This window comes from Mycobacterium basiliense, assembly GCF_900292015.1.
Lineage (GTDB): Bacteria > Actinomycetota > Actinomycetes > Mycobacteriales > Mycobacteriaceae > Mycobacterium > Mycobacterium basiliense.
Map to the genome: position 1 here is coordinate 1365060 of NZ_LR130759.1, position 16635 is coordinate 1381694.

The window sequence follows — 16635 nt, forward strand, 5'->3', positions numbered from 1 at the left end:
GCTGATGCGGTGCTGATCGCGATCGAAGGCGTGGACGGCGCGGGTAAGCGAACCCTGTCCGAGGGCCTGCGCACGGAGTTCGAGGCCGCCGGAAAGTCGGTGGCCACGCTGGCCTTCCCCCGTTACGGGAGCTCGGTCACGGCCGATATCGCCGCAGAGGCTCTGCATGGCGAGCACGGTGATCTTGCGTCGTCGGTGTTCGCGATGGCGACGCTGTTCGCGCTGGATCGGGCCGCCGCAGTAGAGGAGATCCACGGTTTGTGTCTGGCCTACGAGGTGGTGCTGCTGGACCGCTACGTGGCCTCCAACGCAGCCTACAGCGCGGCTCGCCTGCATGAGGGCTCCGCCGGCGCGGCGGTGGCCTGGGTGCGGCGGATGGAGTATCAACGGTTCGGGTTGCCGGAGCCCGACTGGCAGGTGCTGCTCGCGGTGCCCGTCGAGCTCGCCGGGGAAAGGTCGCGTGGGCGGGCCCGCGAGGACCCCGGCCGGCCGCGCGACAGCTACGAACGCGACGCCGAACTGCAGCGGCGCACCGGCCTGGTGTATACCGAGTTGGCCGCCGCCGGATGGGGCGGACCCTGGCTGGTCGTCGACGCGGATGTCGATCCGGGTGATCTGGCGGCGACTTTGATGTCGCCGACGGCCCCGGACGGGAGAATTTGACAGTATTTGCCCTAATCAAGCAAGAAACGCCCGTGTGGCGCGTCAGTTTTATACCGAACTGGTGCCACCATGGAGATCATGAGGCAAAGGATTCTTGTCGTCGATGACGACGCTTCGCTGGCTGAGATGCTGACCATCGTGTTGCGTGGGGAGGGCTTCGACACCGCGGTCATCGGCGACGGTACTCAGGCCCTGACTGCGGTGCGTGAATTGCGCCCCGACTTGGTGCTATTGGATTTGATGCTGCCCGGCATGAACGGCATCGACGTGTGTCGGGTGTTGCGCGCCGATTCCGGCGTGCCGATCGTGATGCTGACCGCCAAGACCGACACCGTCGATGTGGTGTTGGGTCTTGAGTCGGGTGCCGACGACTACATCATGAAGCCCTTCAAGCCCAAGGAACTGGTCGCTCGGGTGCGTGCTCGGCTGCGCCGCAACGACGATGAGCCCGCCGAGATGCTCTCCATCGCCGACGTCGATATCGATGTGCCGGCACACAAGGTCACTCGCAATGGTGAGCAGATCTCGCTGACGCCGCTGGAGTTCGACCTGCTGGTTGCGCTGGCACGCAAACCCCGCCAGGTGTTTACTCGTGATGTGCTGCTCGAACAGGTGTGGGGGTACCGGCACCCGGCGGATACCCGCCTGGTGAACGTGCACGTCCAGCGTCTGCGGGCCAAGGTCGAGAAAGACCCGGAGAACCCGACCGTGGTATTGACCGTTCGAGGAGTGGGTTACAAGGCCGGACCTCCGTGATCCGCGCCGGCGACGACGCCCAGCGTCGTCGCGAGGTTAAGGAGCGGCGCCATTGATTTGGGGCTCGCGGCGACGCATTCGGGGTCGTTGGGGGCGCTCTGGCCCGATGACACGAGGCTTGAGTGCGTTGAGTCGAGCCGTAGGTGTCGCATGGCGCCGGTCGCTGCAACTGCGAGTCGTGGCGTTGACCCTTGGACTTTCCCTGGCCGTGGTGTTGGCGCTGGGCTTCGTGCTGACCAGCCAAGTCACCAACCGCGTGCTCGACATCAAGCTCAAGGCCGCGATCGACCAGATCGAGCGAGCGCGCAACACCGTCAGCGGAATCGTCAACGGTGAAGAGACGAGGTCGTTGGACAGCAGCCTGCAACTGGCCCGAAACACGCTGACGTCGAAAACTGATCCCGCCTCGGGTGCCGGCCAAGCGGGCGCCTTTGATGCGGTGCTGATGGTGCCGGGGGACGGACCGCGGGCCGCCTCCACGGCCGGTCCCGTCGACCAGGTGCCCCCCGCGTTGCGCGGGTTCGTCAAGGCTGGGCAGGCCGCCTACCAGTACGCCACCGTGCATACCGATGGTTTCTCCGGCCCGGCGCTCATCGTCGGTACGCCGACGTCGTCGCGGGTGGCGAACCTGGAGTTGTATCTCATCTTTCCCCTGGCCAACGAGCAGGCCACGATCACGCTGGTGCGAGGCACGATGGCGACCGGCAGCCTGGTGCTGCTGGTCCTGCTGGCCGGCATCGCGCTGCTGGTATCGCGCCAGGTCGTGGTGCCGGTACGGTCGGCGTCGCGGATCGCCGAACGATTCGCCGAGGGCCATCTCTCCGAACGCATGCCCGTGCGCGGTGAAGACGACATGGCCCGGTTGGCGTTGTCGTTCAACGACATGGCGGAAAGCCTGTCCCGTCAGATCACCCAACTCGAGGAGTTCGGCAACCTGCAGCGCCGGTTCACCTCCGATGTCAGCCATGAACTACGCACCCCGCTGACCACGGTTCGAATGGCGGCCGATTTGATCTACGACCACAGCGCAGACCTGGACCCGACGCTGCGTCGTTCCATCGAGTTGATGGTCAGCGAGCTGGACCGGTTCGAGTCGTTGCTCAACGACCTGCTGGAAATCTCCCGGCACGACGCCGGGGTGGCCGAGTTGTCTGTCGAGGCGGTCGATTTGCGCGCTACCGTCAACAACGCGCTGGGGAACGTGGGCCATCTGGCCGAGGAGGCCGGCATCGAACTGCTCGTGGACCTGCCCACCGAAGAGGTGATCGCCGAGGTCGATGCGCGCCGGGTGGAACGGATACTGCGCAACCTGATCGCCAACGCCATCGACCACGCCGAACATAAACCGGTGCGCATCCGGATGGCCGCCGACGAAGACACCGTCGCGGTCACCGTCCGTGATTACGGGGTGGGGCTGCGGCCCGGTGAGGAGAAGCTGGTGTTCAGCCGGTTCTGGCGCGCGGACCCCTCGCGGGTGCGGCGCTCCGGCGGCACCGGGCTGGGCTTGGCGATCAGCGTCGAAGATGCCCGGCTGCATCAGGGACGGTTGGAGGCGTGGGGCGAGCCCGGCCAGGGTGCCTGTTTCCGGCTGACGCTTCCGCTGGTCCGCGGCCATAAGGTCACCACCAGCCCGCTGCCCATGAAACCGGTCCCGCAACCGGCCCCACAACCGAACGTAACGGAGCACGACGAACGCCAGCGTCCACGCGAGCACGCGGAGTGGAGCGGCTGATGCGGGGATATCCGGCGGCAGGTCGGTTTGGTCCACGGGTTTTTCCGAAAGTTTTGGCCTTGCTGTTCGCGGGTGCGCTGCTCGGCGGCTGCGCGAGCGTGCCCAGCTCCTCGGCCCCGCAAGCCATCGGCACCGTCGAGCGACCGGCACCGTCGAACCTGCCCAAGCCGATCCCTGGCATGGATCCCGATGTGCTGCTACGCGAATTCCTCAAGGCAACGGCGGACCCGGCCAACCGGCATCTTGCGGCCCGACAGTTTCTTACGCAGTCGGCCTCCAATTCGTGGGATGACGCCGGCAGCGCGCTCCTGATCGACCACGTCGTATTCGTCGAAACCCGTGGTGCCGAACGAGTTTCGGCGACCATGCGAGCGGACATCCTGGGTTCGCTGTCCGACATGGGGGTCTTTGAAACCGCCGAAGGCGAGCTGCCCGACCCCGGACCGATCGAGTTGGTGAAGACATCTGGTGGTTGGCGCATCGATCGTCTGCCCAACGGGGTGTTTTTGGACTGGCAGCAATTCCAATCCACCTACAAGCGCAACACGCTGTACTTCGCGGACCCGACCGGCAAGACGGTGGTTCCCGACCCGCGCTACGTTGCCGTGTCCGATCACGACCAGCTGGCCACCGAGCTGGTGTCCAAGCTGTTGGCGGGTCCCCGTCCGGAGATGGCGCGCTCGGTGCGCAACCTGTTGGCCCCGCCACTGCGGCTGCGCGGTCCGGTGACCCGTGCCGATGGTGGCAAGAGCGGCATCGGCAAGGGGTACGGTGGCGCGCGCATCGATCTGGAGAAACTCGCCACCACCGACCCGCACAGTAGGCAATTGCTGGCCGCACAGATCATTTGGACGCTGGCCCGCGCCGACATCAGGGGGCCCTACGTCATCAACGCTGACGGTGCCCCGCTCGACGACCGGTTCGCCGAAGGATGGACCACCTCCGACGTCGCCGCCACCGACCCGGGCGTTGCCGACGGTGCGGGGGCAGGACTGCATGCCCTGGTCGGCGGGTCGCTGGTCGCGCTGGACGGCCAGCGGATCACCACCGTGCCCGGCGCATTCGGACGGATGGGAGACCAAACCGGTGCCGCGCTGTCCCGCAGCGGCCGCCTGGTGGCCTCGGTGGTGACGCTGCGTCGCGGCGCCCCCGATGTCGCGGCCTCCTTGTGGATCGGCGATCTGGGCGGTGAGGCGGTCCAGGCTGCCGACGGCCACAATTTGTCGCGGCCCAGCTGGTCGTTGGACGACGCGGTCTGGGTGGTGGTCGATACCAACAACGTGCTGCGGGCGATTCAGGAACCCGCGTCAGGGCAACCGGCGCGGATTCCGGTGGATTCCACCGCGGTGGCCAGTCGCTTTCCGGGGGCGATCACCGACCTGCAGCTGTCTCGCGATGGGACCCGGGCCGCGATGGTGATCGATGGGCAGGTGATCCTCGCCAGCGTCGAGCAGACCCAGGCCGGGCAGTTCGCCCTGACCTATCCGCGGCGGCTGGGTTTCGGGTTGGGTACTTCGGTGGTGTCGTTGTCCTGGCGAACCGGTGATGACATCGTGGTGACCCGCAACGATGTCACCCATCCGGTGTCGTATGTGAACCTCGACGGGGTGAATTCCGACGCCCCCGCTCGAGGCCTGCAGATACCGTTGTTCGCTATCGCGGCCAACCCGTCGGCGGTGTACGTCGCGGGTCCGCAAGGGGTGCTGATGTACTCGGCGTCGTCCGCGGACGGCCAACAAGGTTGGACAGAGGTGTCCGGTCTGATGGTGGCCGGGGCCGCGCCGGTGCTACCGGGATAGGCGCTGGGCCGCTCCGACCGCACCGACTACCCTCGCAGTGAGGAGGCGCTTATCGATGTCGCCCAAAGTCCCCTTTTTGCGTTGGGATGATCCCTTCCGCGCCCTGGATGTTTTGGCCTCGTTGTGGTCGTCGACCGGGTTGCCGTCGGTGGGCGCGGGGGCGGCCCATGCCGTCGCCATGCCTTACCGGACGTTGTTCACCACGTTGCAGCAGCTGCTGGTCGGCAAGGAAGTCACGGTGCGTATCGGCGACCGTGATGTGCTGCTGACCGTCACCGAGCTGGATTCCGCGCTCGATCCGCAAGGGTTGGCCGTCGGTCAACTCGGCGAGGTTCGAGTGGCCGCCCGCGATATCAGGTGGGATGGGCAGCATCTGCACAGCGCCGTTGCCGTCCTACGCAACGTGCACATCCGTCCGGGCGTGCCCCCGGTCGTGGTGGCGGCGCCGGTCGAACTGTCATCGACGCTGCCGGCAGCGGTCTTCGAGGAGGTACTGCAGCAGGTGGCTCCGCAACTGCGCAGTGAGCTGTCGGAGGATGGGATCGCTCGACTCCGTTGGGCGCGTCGGCCTGGTTGGGGTGGTCTCGAGGTAGACGCCGATGTGGTCGGCGCGACGTTGTGGCTGCGGCCGCGCGCCGTGGTCACCGGCCAACGGCGGTGGACGCTGCCCGGCCGGACCCCTTCCTACCGGGTTCCGCTGCCCGATCTGCCCCAGGGCCTGCTGATCACCGACGTCACGTTGGGCGTGGATTCTTTGGAGCTGTCCGCCCTGCTGCCAGAATGGCGAATGGACCTGCCAATGAGGTATCTCGAGGACCTCATCACTCGGCTGAGTCAGGGTGCGCTCAGCTTCACCTGGCCGTCGTGGTGGCGAGGCTAGCACCTCGGCTCGACAGGTTGGCCGGCGTTAACTCGGTCGCCTTGTCACCCACTGCCGGCACACTGCACATGTGCTCGACCTCATTCTGCCGCTGGAATGCGGCGGCTGCGGAACACCATCGACGCGTTGGTGCGCCGACTGCGCCACGGAGCTGTTGGTGGCTGCCGATGCGCCGCGGGTGGTGACTCCCCGCATCGACCCACAGGTGCCGGTGCTCGCGCTTGGCCGCTATGTCGGTGCGCGGCGCCACGCGATCCTCGCGATGAAAGAGCGCGGCCGCAGCGACCTGGTGACGCCGCTGGCGCGGGTCTTGGCCGTCGGCGTTCACCGGTTGTTGAGGTGGGGCTTAATCCGAACCCCGGTGACGATCGTGCCCGCGCCCACGCGACGCGCCGCGGCGCGCCGGCGCGGCGGTGATCCGGTTGCCCGCATCGTCGGCGCGGCGGTGGCAGGCCACCCGGAGATCAGTGTCGTTGCGGCGTTGCGAATCAAGGCGCTGGCGCGCGACTCGGTGGGCCTGGGCGCCGCCGATCGTGAACGCAACATCGCGGGCCGGGTGCGGCTGCACACCACGCGGTTGGGCACCGCAGCGCACAGCGAAGTCATGGTCGTTGACGACATCGTCACCACCGGGGCGACGGCGCGGGAGTCCGTTCGCGTGCTGCAGGCCGTTGGTATCCGGGTTGCCGCCGTGCTAGCGATCGCTGCGGCATAAAGATGACAAGAGTTCGTGAAGAACTCGAAACAGGTGCGCCAAAGTGGTGGCACGGCGAGGCAAACACGAGCTAACGTCGGAGACAACGTTTTATGACTCACGGTCGCGATTTCCCGAGTTGTTCCCAGGTTGTTCCTAGGTTCAAGTACACCCGCGGTAGGAGGTGAGTATTCGACATCTTGCTCCGGCGGGCAGCCTGTGGCGGTGACTTGGCTAAGCCGCTCCAACCCTCGTCGGCGCATATCTGAATGCCGTGCACGCAGGGCGCGTGTGACGTGGAAAGAGAAACGAGTTGTCACGTATGTCAAGGCTTACCGCGGATTCCGATCAGGTTCTGGACCGGCCCATGGCCGGAGCCGACGAACAGGTCGAGCCGACCTCGCACGCCGAGATCGTATTCAAAGGACGCAACGTCGAGATTCCCGATCACTTTCGCATCTACGTTTCCCAGAAACTCGCCCGCTGCGAGCGGCTCGATCGAACCATCTATCTGTTCGACGTCGAACTTGACCATGAACGCAATCGTCGCCAGCGCAAATCCTGTCAGCGCGTGGAGATCACCGCTCGCGGACGCGGGCCAATCGTGCGCGGCGAGGCCTGCGCCGACAGCTTTTATGCCGCGCTGGAGTCCGCAGTAGTGAAATTGGAGAGTCGGCTGCGCCGCAGCAAGGACCGCCGCAAGGTGCACTACGGTGACAAGACGCCCGTGTCATTGGCCGAGGCGACCGCTGCGGTGCTACCGCCGGAGCGGGCCTTCGATGCGAAACCCGCCGAGCCACACGATCATGACGGCGCGGTCGTGGACCACGAGCCAGGGCGCATCGTGCGTATCAAAGAGCACCCGGCCAAGCCGATGTCGGTTGATGATGCGCTGTATGAAATGGAACTCCTCGGGCACGACTTCTTCTTGTTCTTCGACAAGGAGACCGAACGGCCGACCGTCGTTTACCGCCGGCACGGCTACGACTATGGGTTGATTCGACTGGCTTGAGATAGCCGCTTGAGATAGCCCAACTGATGGTCGGCGGCCTTCGCCACGTCGTCACCTACGATGGGAGTCGCCTTATATAAGACGAAGACTCCTACCTACAGGGGACATAGCTGTGCTGTCGAAGTTGCTGCGCGTTGGTGAAGGTCGCATGGTCAAGCGCCTCAAGAAGGTCGCCGACTATGTCGACACGTTGTCCGAAGACGTCGAGAAGCTCACCGACGCCGAGCTGCGGGCTAAAACCGACGAGTTCAAGAGGCGGCACACCGACGCGAAAAACCCGGAAAGCCTCGACGAGTTGCTGCCAGAAGCGTTTGCGGTGGCCCGCGAAGCGGCCTGGCGGGTGCTTGACCAGCGGCCATTCGAAGTCCAGGTAATGGGTGCGGCGGCGCTGCACCTGGGCAACGTTGCCGAGATGAAGACCGGTGAGGGCAAGACCCTGACCTCGGTGTTGCCGGCCTATCTCAACGGTATCGGCGGCAAGGGCGTGCATATCGTCACCGTGAACGACTACCTGGCCAAACGTGACAGCGAGTGGATGGGCCGGGTGCACCGCTTCCTGGGCCTAGACGTCGGGGTGATCCTGGCACAGATGTCGCCCGATGAGCGACGCATCGCCTACAACGCGGACATCACCTACGGGACCAACAACGAGTTCGGCTTCGATTATTTGCGCGACAACATGGCGCATTCACTCGAAGACTGCGTGCAACGCGGGCATAACTTCGCCATTGTCGACGAGGTCGACTCCATCCTGATCGACGAGGCCCGTACCCCGCTGATCATCTCCGGTCCGGCCGACGGCAGCTCCAACTGGTACACCGAATTCGCGCGGTTGGCGCCGTTGATGGAAAAAGACACCCACTACGAGGTCGACCTGCGCAAACGTACCGTCGGGGTGCACGAGCTGGGTGTGGAATTCGTCGAAGACCAGCTCGGTATCGACAACCTGTACGAGGCCGCCAACTCTCCGCTGGTGAGCTACCTCAATAACGCTCTGAAGGCCAAGGAGCTGTTCACCCGTGACAAGGACTACATCGTCCGCGACGGCGAGGTGCTCATTGTGGACGAGTTCACCGGCCGTGTGTTGATCGGGCGCCGCTACAACGAAGGCATGCACCAAGCGATCGAGGCCAAGGAGCACGTCGAGATCAAGGCGGAGAACCAGACGCTGGCCACCATCACGCTGCAGAACTTCTTCCGGCTCTACGACAAGCTGGCCGGCATGACCGGTACCGCCCAAACCGAGGCGGCCGAGCTGCACGAAATCTACAAACTCGGCGTGGTCACGATCCCGACGAACAAGCCAATGGTCCGCGCGGACCAGTCGGATCTCATCTACAAGACCGAGGAAGCCAAGTACATCGCGGTGGTCGACGATGTCGCTGAACGCTACGAGAAGGGCCAACCCGTCCTGATCGGTACCACCAGCGTCGAGCGCTCGGAGTATCTGTCCCGGCAATTCACCAAACGACGCATCCCACATAACGTGCTCAACGCCAAGTACCACGAGCAGGAGGCGGGCATCATCGCCGAGGCGGGTCGGCGCGGCGCCATCACGGTGGCGACCAACATGGCCGGCCGCGGCACCGACATCGTGCTCGGCGGCAACGTCGACTTTTTGACCGATTTGCGGCTGCGTGCCCGCGGTCTGGACCCGGTCGAGACGCCCGACGAGTACGAGGAGGCCTGGCACCAGGAGTTGCCGGTGGTGAAGGAGGAGGCCGGCGCCGAGGCCGCTGAGGTGATCGACGCGGGCGGTCTCTACGTGCTGGGTACCGAGCGCCACGAGTCGCGGCGCATCGACAACCAGCTGCGTGGTCGCTCCGGCCGGCAGGGCGACCCCGGGGAGTCCCGCTTCTATCTGTCGCTGGGTGATGAGCTCATGCGCCGGTTCAACGGCGCTGCCTTGGAATCCTTGTTGACGAGGCTGAACCTGCCCGACGACGTGCCGATTGAGGCCAAGATGGTGACCCGCGCGATCAAGAGTGCGCAGACGCAGGTCGAGCAACAAAACTTCGAGGTCAGAAAGAACGTCCTGAAGTACGACGAGGTGATGAACCAGCAGCGCAAGGTGATCTACGCCGAGCGTCGCCGCATTCTCGAGGGCGAGAATTTGCAAGAGCAGGCCAAAGAGATGCTTACCGACGTCATCACCGCCTACGTCGATGGCGCGACCGCAGAAGGCTACGCCGAGGATTGGGATCTGGACGCGTTGTGGACCGCGCTGAAGACGCTGTACCCAATGGGCATCGAAGCCGACACGCTGATGCGGCGGGACGAGGACTCCGATCGTGACGACCTCACCCGTGACGAGTTGCTCGAAGCCCTGCTCAAAGATGCTGAACGTGCTTATGCTGCACGAGAAGCCGAGCTTGAGGAACTTGCCGGCGAGGGCGCCATGCGCCAGCTGGAGCGCAACGTGCTGCTCAACGTCATCGACCGCAAGTGGCGTGAACACCTCTATGAAATGGACTACCTCAAGGAGGGCATCGGGCTGCGCGCGATGGCGCAGCGCGACCCGCTGGTGGAGTATCAGCGCGAGGGCTACGACATGTTCATGGCGATGCTGGACGGCATGAAAGAGGAATCGGTGGGGTTCCTGTTCAATGTCAGCGTCGAGGCGGTCCCGGCTCCCCAGGTTGAGGTCGCACCGGTGGCAGAACCCGAAGACTTGGCCGAATTCGCGACCGCGGCGGCGGCAGCTGCGCAGCAACGTGGCGCTGGCGAGGCGTCCGCGGATGGGGGCGAGGAGGCGCCAAGCAGATTGCGCGCCAAGGGCATTGAGAACGACTCGCCTGCGCTGACGTATTCCGGGCCCGCGGAGGACGGCTCGGCCCAGGTCCAGCGCAACGGCGGCGCCGCGCAGAAGACACCGGCCGGGGTGCCGGCCGGCGCCAGCCGGCGTGAGCGGCGTGAGGCCGCTCGCCGACAGGGCCGGGGCCCTAAGCCGCCAAAATCGGTGAAGAAGCGCTGATTTGCCGGCTAGCGCTTTCTGCGCATTTCCGGCGCACAATTGAGGAATGAAGCGCTATCTGATGATCGGTTACGGAGTTCTGAGTTACCTGCTCTTTTTGATTGCTTTCTTGTATGCCATCGGCTTCGTCGGCGCAATCGTGGTGCCGCGCAACGTCGATCACGGTATCGCCGCGCCGTTGGGGGTGGCGGTGCTGGTCAATCTGGCGCTGCTTGGGTTGTTCGGAGCCCAGCACAGTGTCATGGCGCGGCCGGGATTCAAACGTTGGTGGACGCGGTTGGTGCCGTCGCCCATTGAGCGCAGCACCTACGTCTTGCTGGCCAGCGCTGCACTGATCTTGCTGTATTGGCAGTGGCGAACAATTCCGGCAGTTGTCTGGGATGTCCACAATTCGGCAGGCCGTGTGCTGCTGTGGGCATTGTTCTGGTTGGGTTGGGCGACCGTATTCGCCTCCTCGTTCATGGTCAACCATTTCGATTTGTTCGGACTGCGCCAGGTGTACTTGGCGTGGCGGGAAAAGCCGTATACGGACATAGGTTTTCGCACCAGTCTGCTGTATCGGCTGGTCCGCCACCCCATCATGCTCGGCTTCATCATCGCGTTCTGGGCGGCGCCCACGATGACGGCCGGCCACTTGCTGTTCGCGATCGGCGCCACGGGCTACATTCTGATAGCCCTGCCCCTGGAAGAGCGTGACCTGGTGAGAGCGCTGGGAAACCAATACCAAGACTACCGTCGAGACGTGCCGATGCTGCTGCCGCGGCTGCGTTGGAACTCGAGTAAAACGGTTGGTCAACACTGATTTTCGAGCGGCGCTGCCCGGTGTCCGGGCGCCCCGGCATCATCCTGGGCGCGGTCCTCGCTTATGAAATCGGCCGAAGCCACTTCTATCTCGGCGGAGTTTCGTCAAGTATTGGGCTATGGATGTCGAGGAGGTGCTGCTGCCTGGCGTCGGTCTGCGGTACGAGTTCACCAGCAGCAAGGGTGAGCGGATTGGCATTGTCGCTCGACGTACCGGCGATTTCGAGGTGGTCCTCTACGCCGCAGCCGATCCCGACACCGCACGGCCCGTGTTCTGCCTCACCGACGAAGAGGCCGAAGCCGTGGCCCAGATCCTCGGCGCGCCCCGCATCGCGGAGCGGTTCACCGAGCTGACCCGGGAAGTGCCCGGGTTGGAGGCTGGGCACATCGTCATCAAGCCCGCGAGCCCATTTGTCAACCGGCCGCTCGGCGATACCCACGCCCGTACTCGCACGGGTGCCTCGATCGTGGCAATCGTGCGTGGGCAGGACGTGGTCGCGTCGCCGAACCCGTCGGAAACACTGCGTGTGCGCGACGTGCTGATCGTCATCGGCACCGAAGAGGGAATCGCCGGAGTCGACCAGATCGTCGACCAGGGCTAAATCGGTGGAGGTTTCGAGGGCGCTGCTGTTTGAGGTCGGCGCACTCCTGACCACGCTGGCGCTGTTGGGCGCCGTTGCGCGTCACTTCGCACTGTCCCCGATCCCGGTTTACCTGCTGGCCGGCCTGTCACTGGGTAAAGGTGGCATCCTGCCGGTGGCCGCCGCTGATGATTTCGTCAGTACGGGGGCACCGATTGGCATTGTGTTGCTGTTGCTGACGTTGGGTCTGGAATTCTCGGCAACCGAATTCGCCAGCAGCCTGCGCCGCCACCTGCCGTCGGCGGGGGTGGACCTGGTGCTCAACGCGGCGCCGGGTGCGGTGGCCGGTTGGCTGCTGGGATTGAGCGGAGTTGCCATCCTCGCGCTGGCCGGCGTCACCTACATTTCGTCGTCGGGCGTCGCCGCGCGTCTGTTGGAGGATTTGCGCCGGCTCGGTAACCGCGAAACACCGGCGGTGCTGTCGGTGCTGGTGCTCGAAGATTTCGCGATGGCCGGCTACCTGCCAATGTTCACGGTGCTGGCGTTACACGGCAGCTGGTTGGAAGCGCTCGCCGGCACCGTAGCCGCCATTGGTGCTCTTGTGGCGGCGTTTGCCGCGTCCTACTACTGGGGCCATTATGTTGGCCGCCTGGTGGCGCACCCCGATTCCGAGCAACTGCTCCTGCGCGTGCTGGGCATTACCTTGATGGTCGCGGCGCTGGCCGAGTCTTTGCATGCCTCCGCGGCGGTGGGCGCCTTCCTGGTGGGTCTGACCTTGACCGGAGAGACCGCCGAGCGGGCCCGGCGAGTGTTGGGTCCGCTGCGTGACCTGTTCGCCGCGATCTTCTTCTTGGGAATCGGATTGTCGGTTGCACCAAAAGAGTTGCTGCCGGCGCTCCCGGTAGCCATCGGGCTGGCGGTGGTTACCGCCGCGACCAAGGTGTTGACCGGGATGTATGCCGCGCGGCGCGACGGCGTGGCCCGGCGCGGGCAGTTGCGCGCGGGCACCGCACTGATCGCGCGCGGGGAATTCTCGCTGATCATCATCGGCTTGGTCGGTACGTCGATCCCGGCTGCGGCGACGTTGGCGACCTCCTACGTCTTCATCATGGCGATCGCGGGTCCGCTGCTGGCTCGCTATACCGGTGGGCCACCGCCTACCGCCCCGTGAGCTTCAGCCGATATGCAGCGCAACGACCAGCCAGCGCGGTGTGCCCGGCGACGCCGCCTGTTCCACGCGACAGGCGATGGCGTGGACCCGGTCTCCGCGGCTGTAGGTGCCAAACGCTTCGGCCGCCGTGGCTGAGCCGACGCAGCCGGCCTGCTGCAACCGCACGCGGCGCAACACGGCGGCACCTTCCTGGCCGGAAATCGGTCGGCTGACCGACAGCACCGAGTCGACGAGGCCGGGTAACAGCAGCGCACGCAGCTGGGTGGCCGGACGGCGGCGGTCGATCACTTCCAGCACGCGGCGCAATGCCGCATCGGTGAAGATCGCGGCCTGACACATTGGTATCGACACGCCGGCGGCCCTCGGCTGCTCGCCGCGGGATCGGCGCGGCGCACACGGACTGCTGCGCGGCCGCACGGGTGCGTGAGATGATGGCCGGCATCGAGGGACGGTTCGAGTGGGGGGTTCGTACTCGATCACGGGGACCACGGCGAACGACTCACCACTGGCTGGACCCACAATGGGACTGATGCTCAACGGGCACTCTCCAACTCAACGAATCACCAATGGGAACGGCCTGCTGGAGAGTGGCAGACAAACTGCCGGTCATCTTTGCACAAACCACGCCGGCGCGTACCCGCGCCGTCGCGTGCCGGTGTTGGCGGCTACGGTGAGCCACATCGATCCCACGGGCATCGACGGATCGGCGAGGAGGGCAGCGCCTTAATGGTGACCCGGTTGTCCACAGCGGACGCGTCGTTCTATCGGTTGGAGAACACCGCCACCCCGATGTACGCCGGGTCACTGATGATTCTGCGTCGCCCCCGTGCCGGATTGAGCTACGAAACGTTGCTGGCCACCATCGAGCAACGGCTGGCTCAGGTGCCGCGGTACCGGCAGAAGATTCGCGAAGTCAAGATCGGTATGGCCAGGCCGGTGTGGATTGACGATCCCGACTTCGACATCACCTATCACGTGCGGCGCTCGGCACTGCCATCGCCGGGCAGTGACGAGCAATTGCATGAGCTGATTGCGCGGCTGGGGGCGCGGCCACTCGACAAGTCGCGGCCCTTGTGGGAGATGTATCTGGTCGAGGGCCTGGATAAGAATCGGATCGCCCTCTACACCAAGTCGCATCAAGCCCTAATCAATGGGGTGACGGCGCTGTCGATAGGCCACGTCATCGCCGACCGGACCCGGCGTCCGCCGCCGTTTCCCGAAGACATTTGGATCCCAGAACGCGACCCCGGCAGTACCCGGTTGATCCTGGGCGCCATCGGCGACTGGATTGGGGGACCGGGCGCGCAGCTGCAGGCCGTGGGATCCGCGATCGCCGGGTTGGCAACCAACCACGGCCAACTGGCGGACACCGGCCGTCGGCTGCTCGATGTTGCGCGCACGGTGGCGCGGGGCACGGCACCGAGCAGTCCGCTCAATGCCACCGTGTCGCGCAATCGACGGTTCACGGTTGCCCGTGGACGCTTGGAGGACTATCGGGCGGTGCGCGCACGCTATGACTGCGACGTCCATGACGTGGTGCTGGCGGTGATCGCCGGCGCGCTGGGTAACTGGCTGATGTCCCGCGGCGAGGCGGTGGCACCGACGGCGACCGTGCGGGCAATGGCGCCGCTGTCGGTCTACGACGACGACCAACTCGACTCTTCCGGGCCCGGTCAGGCCATTAGCCAGGTGACGCCGTTCTTGATCGATCTGCCAGTGGCGGAAGGTAACGCCGTGGTGCGGCTGTCGCAGATTGCGCACGCCACCGAGTCCAACCCGACGGCGGCCAGCCTGGTTGACGCTCGGACCATCGTGACGTTGTCAGGTTTTGCACCACCCACCTTGCACGCCATGGGGATCCGGGTGGCCACCAGGTTTCCGAGCTTTTCCAAGCGGACCTTCAACCTGTTGATCACCAATGCCCCCGGCGCGCAGTCGCAAATGTACGTTGCTGGCACCAAGCTGCTGGAGGCCTATTCGGTGCCGCCCCTTTTGCACAACCAGGCGCTGGCCATCAGCGTGACGTCCTACAACGGCATGCTCTATTTCGGGATCAACGCCGATCGCGACGCGATGAGCGACGTCGACCTGCTGCCCGGCCTGCTCAACCAGGCGCTGGAGGAGCTGCTGGAGGCTTCTCGGTAGTCTGCGGATCAACAGTCCTGCATGGCGATACCATCCGTTGATGTGAGCACCCCGACGAACGACGGCGCGCCGCCGAAGGCGAAGAAGAAGTCACCGGCGTCGACGCGACACAAGATCTCCAAAGCTGTCTACGAAGCCGAGTTGTTCCGTTTGCAGACCGAATTCGTGAAATTGCAAGAGTGGGTGCGGCATTCGGGTGCGCGCGTGGTGGTCATATTCGAAGGCCGCGACGCTGCCGGCAAGGGTGGTGCGATCAAGCGAATCACCGAATATCTCAGCCCACGCAATGCCTATGTGGCAGCGTTGCCGTTGCCCAACGACCGGGAGCGCGGCCAGTGGTACTACCAGCGCTACATCGCCCATCTGCCCGCCAAAGGGGAGATCGTCTTCTTCGATCGTTCCTGGTACAACCGCGCCGGCATCGAGAAGGTCATGGGGTTTTGCACGCCGCACGAACATGCGCTGTTCCTGCGGCAGACGCCCATCTTCGAGCAGATGTTGATCGACGACGGGATCCTGCTGCGCAAGTACTGGTTTTCGGTGTCGGACGAAGAACAGCTGCGTCGGTTCAAGGCACGGCAGAGCGACCCTGTCCGGCAATGGAAACTCAGCCCGATGGATCTGGAATCGGTGTATCGATGGGAGGACTACTCCCGGGCCAAAGACGAAATGATGGTGCACACCGATACTCCGGTCAGCCCGTGGTACGTCGTTGACTCAGATATCAAGAAGCACGCGAGGCTCAACATGATGGCGCATCTGCTCTCGACCATCGACTACCGCGACGTGGGCAAACCGAAGGTGAAGTTGCCGGACCGGCCGGTCGTGACGGGCAACTACCAGCGTCCGCCGCGCGAGCTGTCCAAGTACGTGGACGACTACGTGTCCACGTTGATCGGGCGCTAAGTGGCGACCGTGCAGGTATTCATCCCGGCCACCTTGGCCATGTTGCAGCGGCTCGTGGCCGACGGGTCGTTGTGGCCGATCAACGGCACGGCGTTCGCGGTCACGCCGACATTGCGCGAGTCCTACGCGGAGGGCGACGACGACGAGCTGGCCGAGGTGGCGCTGCAGGAGGCCGCGCTGGCGTCGCTGCGCTTACTGGCCGACGGCGGCAACGAGAATCTGCCGCCGCGCCGCGCGGTGCTTGCCGCCGAGGTCGACGACGCCACTCGCCGCCCCGATCTCGACGATGCTGTCGTCAGACTGGGCGGGCCCGTCGCGATTGATCAGGTGGTCGCGGCCTACGTCGACAACGTCGCCGCCGAACCGGCCGTCGCCGCCGCGATGGAGGCCATCGACGCCGCCGACGTCGGCGACGAGGATGCCGAGCTCGTTGTTGGGGATGCCCAGGATCACGACCTGGCTTGGTATGCCAATCAAGAGCTGCCGTTCCTGCTTGACCTGCTCTGACGGCGCAAATCTGG

The 16635-nt window shown here is 65.0% G+C and carries 15 protein-coding genes; 14 read left to right on the plus strand and 1 reads right to left on the minus strand.

All coding sequences use genetic code 11. From position 1 onward, the window contains the following. Positions 1–9: 9 nt before the first annotated feature. The 11 genes from MB901379_RS05760 to MB901379_RS05810 all read left to right on the plus strand — a co-directional run bounded on the left by MB901379_RS05760 (position 10) and on the right by MB901379_RS05810 (position 13063). Entirely contained in the window at positions 10–663 is a 654-nt protein-coding gene (locus MB901379_RS05760) for a dTMP kinase (protein WP_158015753.1), read from the plus strand. Positions 664–732: 69 nt separating this feature from the next. Further along, positions 733–1419, plus strand: a complete 687-nt coding sequence (gene mtrA, locus MB901379_RS05765) for a two-component system response regulator MtrA (RefSeq protein WP_158015754.1) — start codon at positions 733–735, stop codon at positions 1417–1419. Between the two features lie 52 nt (positions 1420–1471). After that, positions 1472–3151: an MtrAB system histidine kinase MtrB gene (gene mtrB / locus MB901379_RS05770; protein ID WP_158015755.1), complete on the plus strand. Its 1680-nt coding sequence runs from the start codon at positions 1472–1474 to the stop codon at positions 3149–3151. Next, the gene (gene lpqB, locus MB901379_RS05775; protein ID WP_158015756.1) at positions 3151–4950 is read left to right on the plus strand and encodes an MtrAB system accessory lipoprotein LpqB; all 1800 of its coding nucleotides are present in this window, start codon (positions 3151–3153) and stop codon (positions 4948–4950) included. Before mtrB ends, lpqB begins: the two co-directional genes overlap by 1 nt. Before the next feature lie 55 nt (positions 4951–5005). Beyond that, positions 5006–5830, plus strand: a complete 825-nt coding sequence (locus MB901379_RS05780; protein WP_158015757.1) for an LmeA family phospholipid-binding protein — start codon at positions 5006–5008, stop codon at positions 5828–5830. A gap of 70 nt (positions 5831–5900) precedes the next feature. Next, on the plus strand, positions 5901–6545 hold the full coding sequence (locus MB901379_RS05785; RefSeq protein WP_158015758.1) for a ComF family protein: 645 nt from the start codon (positions 5901–5903) through the stop codon (positions 6543–6545). A 346-nt stretch (positions 6546–6891) separates the two neighbouring features. Then, positions 6892–7536, plus strand: coding sequence for a ribosome hibernation-promoting factor, HPF/YfiA family (gene hpf / locus MB901379_RS05790; protein ID WP_174236991.1), 645 nt, complete (start codon positions 6892–6894; stop codon positions 7534–7536). 112 nt (positions 7537–7648) lie between these two features. Beyond that, the gene (gene secA, locus MB901379_RS05795) at positions 7649–10510 is read left to right on the plus strand and encodes a preprotein translocase subunit SecA (RefSeq protein ID WP_158015760.1); all 2862 of its coding nucleotides are present in this window, start codon (positions 7649–7651) and stop codon (positions 10508–10510) included. A gap of 46 nt (positions 10511–10556) precedes the next feature. Then, positions 10557–11312 (plus strand): methanethiol S-methyltransferase, encoded by a 756-nt coding sequence (gene mddA / locus MB901379_RS05800; RefSeq protein WP_158015761.1) that lies wholly within the window; start codon positions 10557–10559, stop codon positions 11310–11312. A gap of 118 nt (positions 11313–11430) precedes the next feature. Next, positions 11431–11913, plus strand: a complete 483-nt coding sequence (locus MB901379_RS05805) for a cation:proton antiporter regulatory subunit (RefSeq protein ID WP_158015762.1) — start codon at positions 11431–11433, stop codon at positions 11911–11913. Positions 11914–11917: 4 nt separating this feature from the next. Continuing rightward, a complete protein-coding gene (locus MB901379_RS05810; protein ID WP_158015763.1) occupies positions 11918–13063 on the plus strand; it encodes a cation:proton antiporter in 1146 nt (381 codons plus the stop codon). A gap of 3 nt (positions 13064–13066) precedes the next feature. On the opposite strand, the gene MB901379_RS05815 is transcribed toward MB901379_RS05810, so the two are convergent. Beyond that, positions 13067–13600 (minus strand): Rv3235 family protein, encoded by a 534-nt coding sequence (locus MB901379_RS05815; protein WP_158015764.1) that lies wholly within the window; start codon positions 13598–13600, stop codon positions 13067–13069. A gap of 189 nt (positions 13601–13789) precedes the next feature. Between MB901379_RS05815 and MB901379_RS24135 the strand changes: the two genes are divergently transcribed. Genes MB901379_RS24135 through MB901379_RS05830 form a run of 3 tightly spaced genes read left to right on the plus strand, consistent with a single transcriptional unit; the run spans position 13790 to position 16621 of the window. After that, positions 13790–15208: a WS/DGAT/MGAT family O-acyltransferase gene (locus MB901379_RS24135; protein ID WP_158015765.1), complete on the plus strand. Its 1419-nt coding sequence runs from the start codon at positions 13790–13792 to the stop codon at positions 15206–15208. A 42-nt stretch (positions 15209–15250) separates the two neighbouring features. Beyond that, the gene (gene ppk2, locus MB901379_RS05825) at positions 15251–16114 is read left to right on the plus strand and encodes a polyphosphate kinase 2 (RefSeq protein ID WP_197717865.1); all 864 of its coding nucleotides are present in this window, start codon (positions 15251–15253) and stop codon (positions 16112–16114) included. Between the two features lie 9 nt (positions 16115–16123). Beyond that, a complete protein-coding gene (locus MB901379_RS05830; protein ID WP_408632337.1) occupies positions 16124–16621 on the plus strand; it encodes a DUF6912 family protein in 498 nt (165 codons plus the stop codon). The last annotated feature ends 14 nt before the right edge of the window (positions 16622–16635 follow it).

Excerpts from the sequence above, each read along its gene's own strand:
- mtrA (WP_158015754.1), top strand. The coding sequence starts at position 733 with ATGGAGATCATGAGGCAAAGGATTCTTGTCGTCGATGACGACGCTTCG.
- lpqB (WP_158015756.1), top strand. The coding sequence starts at position 3,151 with ATGCGGGGATATCCGGCGGCAGGTCGGTTTGGTCCACGGGTTTTTCCG.
- MB901379_RS05780 (WP_158015757.1), top strand. The coding sequence starts at position 5,006 with ATGTCGCCCAAAGTCCCCTTTTTGCGTTGGGATGATCCCTTCCGCGCC.
- hpf (WP_174236991.1), top strand. The coding sequence starts at position 6,892 with ATGGCCGGAGCCGACGAACAGGTCGAGCCGACCTCGCACGCCGAGATC.
- mddA (WP_158015761.1), top strand. The coding sequence starts at position 10,557 with ATGAAGCGCTATCTGATGATCGGTTACGGAGTTCTGAGTTACCTGCTC.
- MB901379_RS05805 (WP_158015762.1), top strand. The coding sequence starts at position 11,431 with ATGGATGTCGAGGAGGTGCTGCTGCCTGGCGTCGGTCTGCGGTACGAG.
- MB901379_RS24135 (WP_158015765.1), top strand. The coding sequence starts at position 13,790 with ATGGTGACCCGGTTGTCCACAGCGGACGCGTCGTTCTATCGGTTGGAG.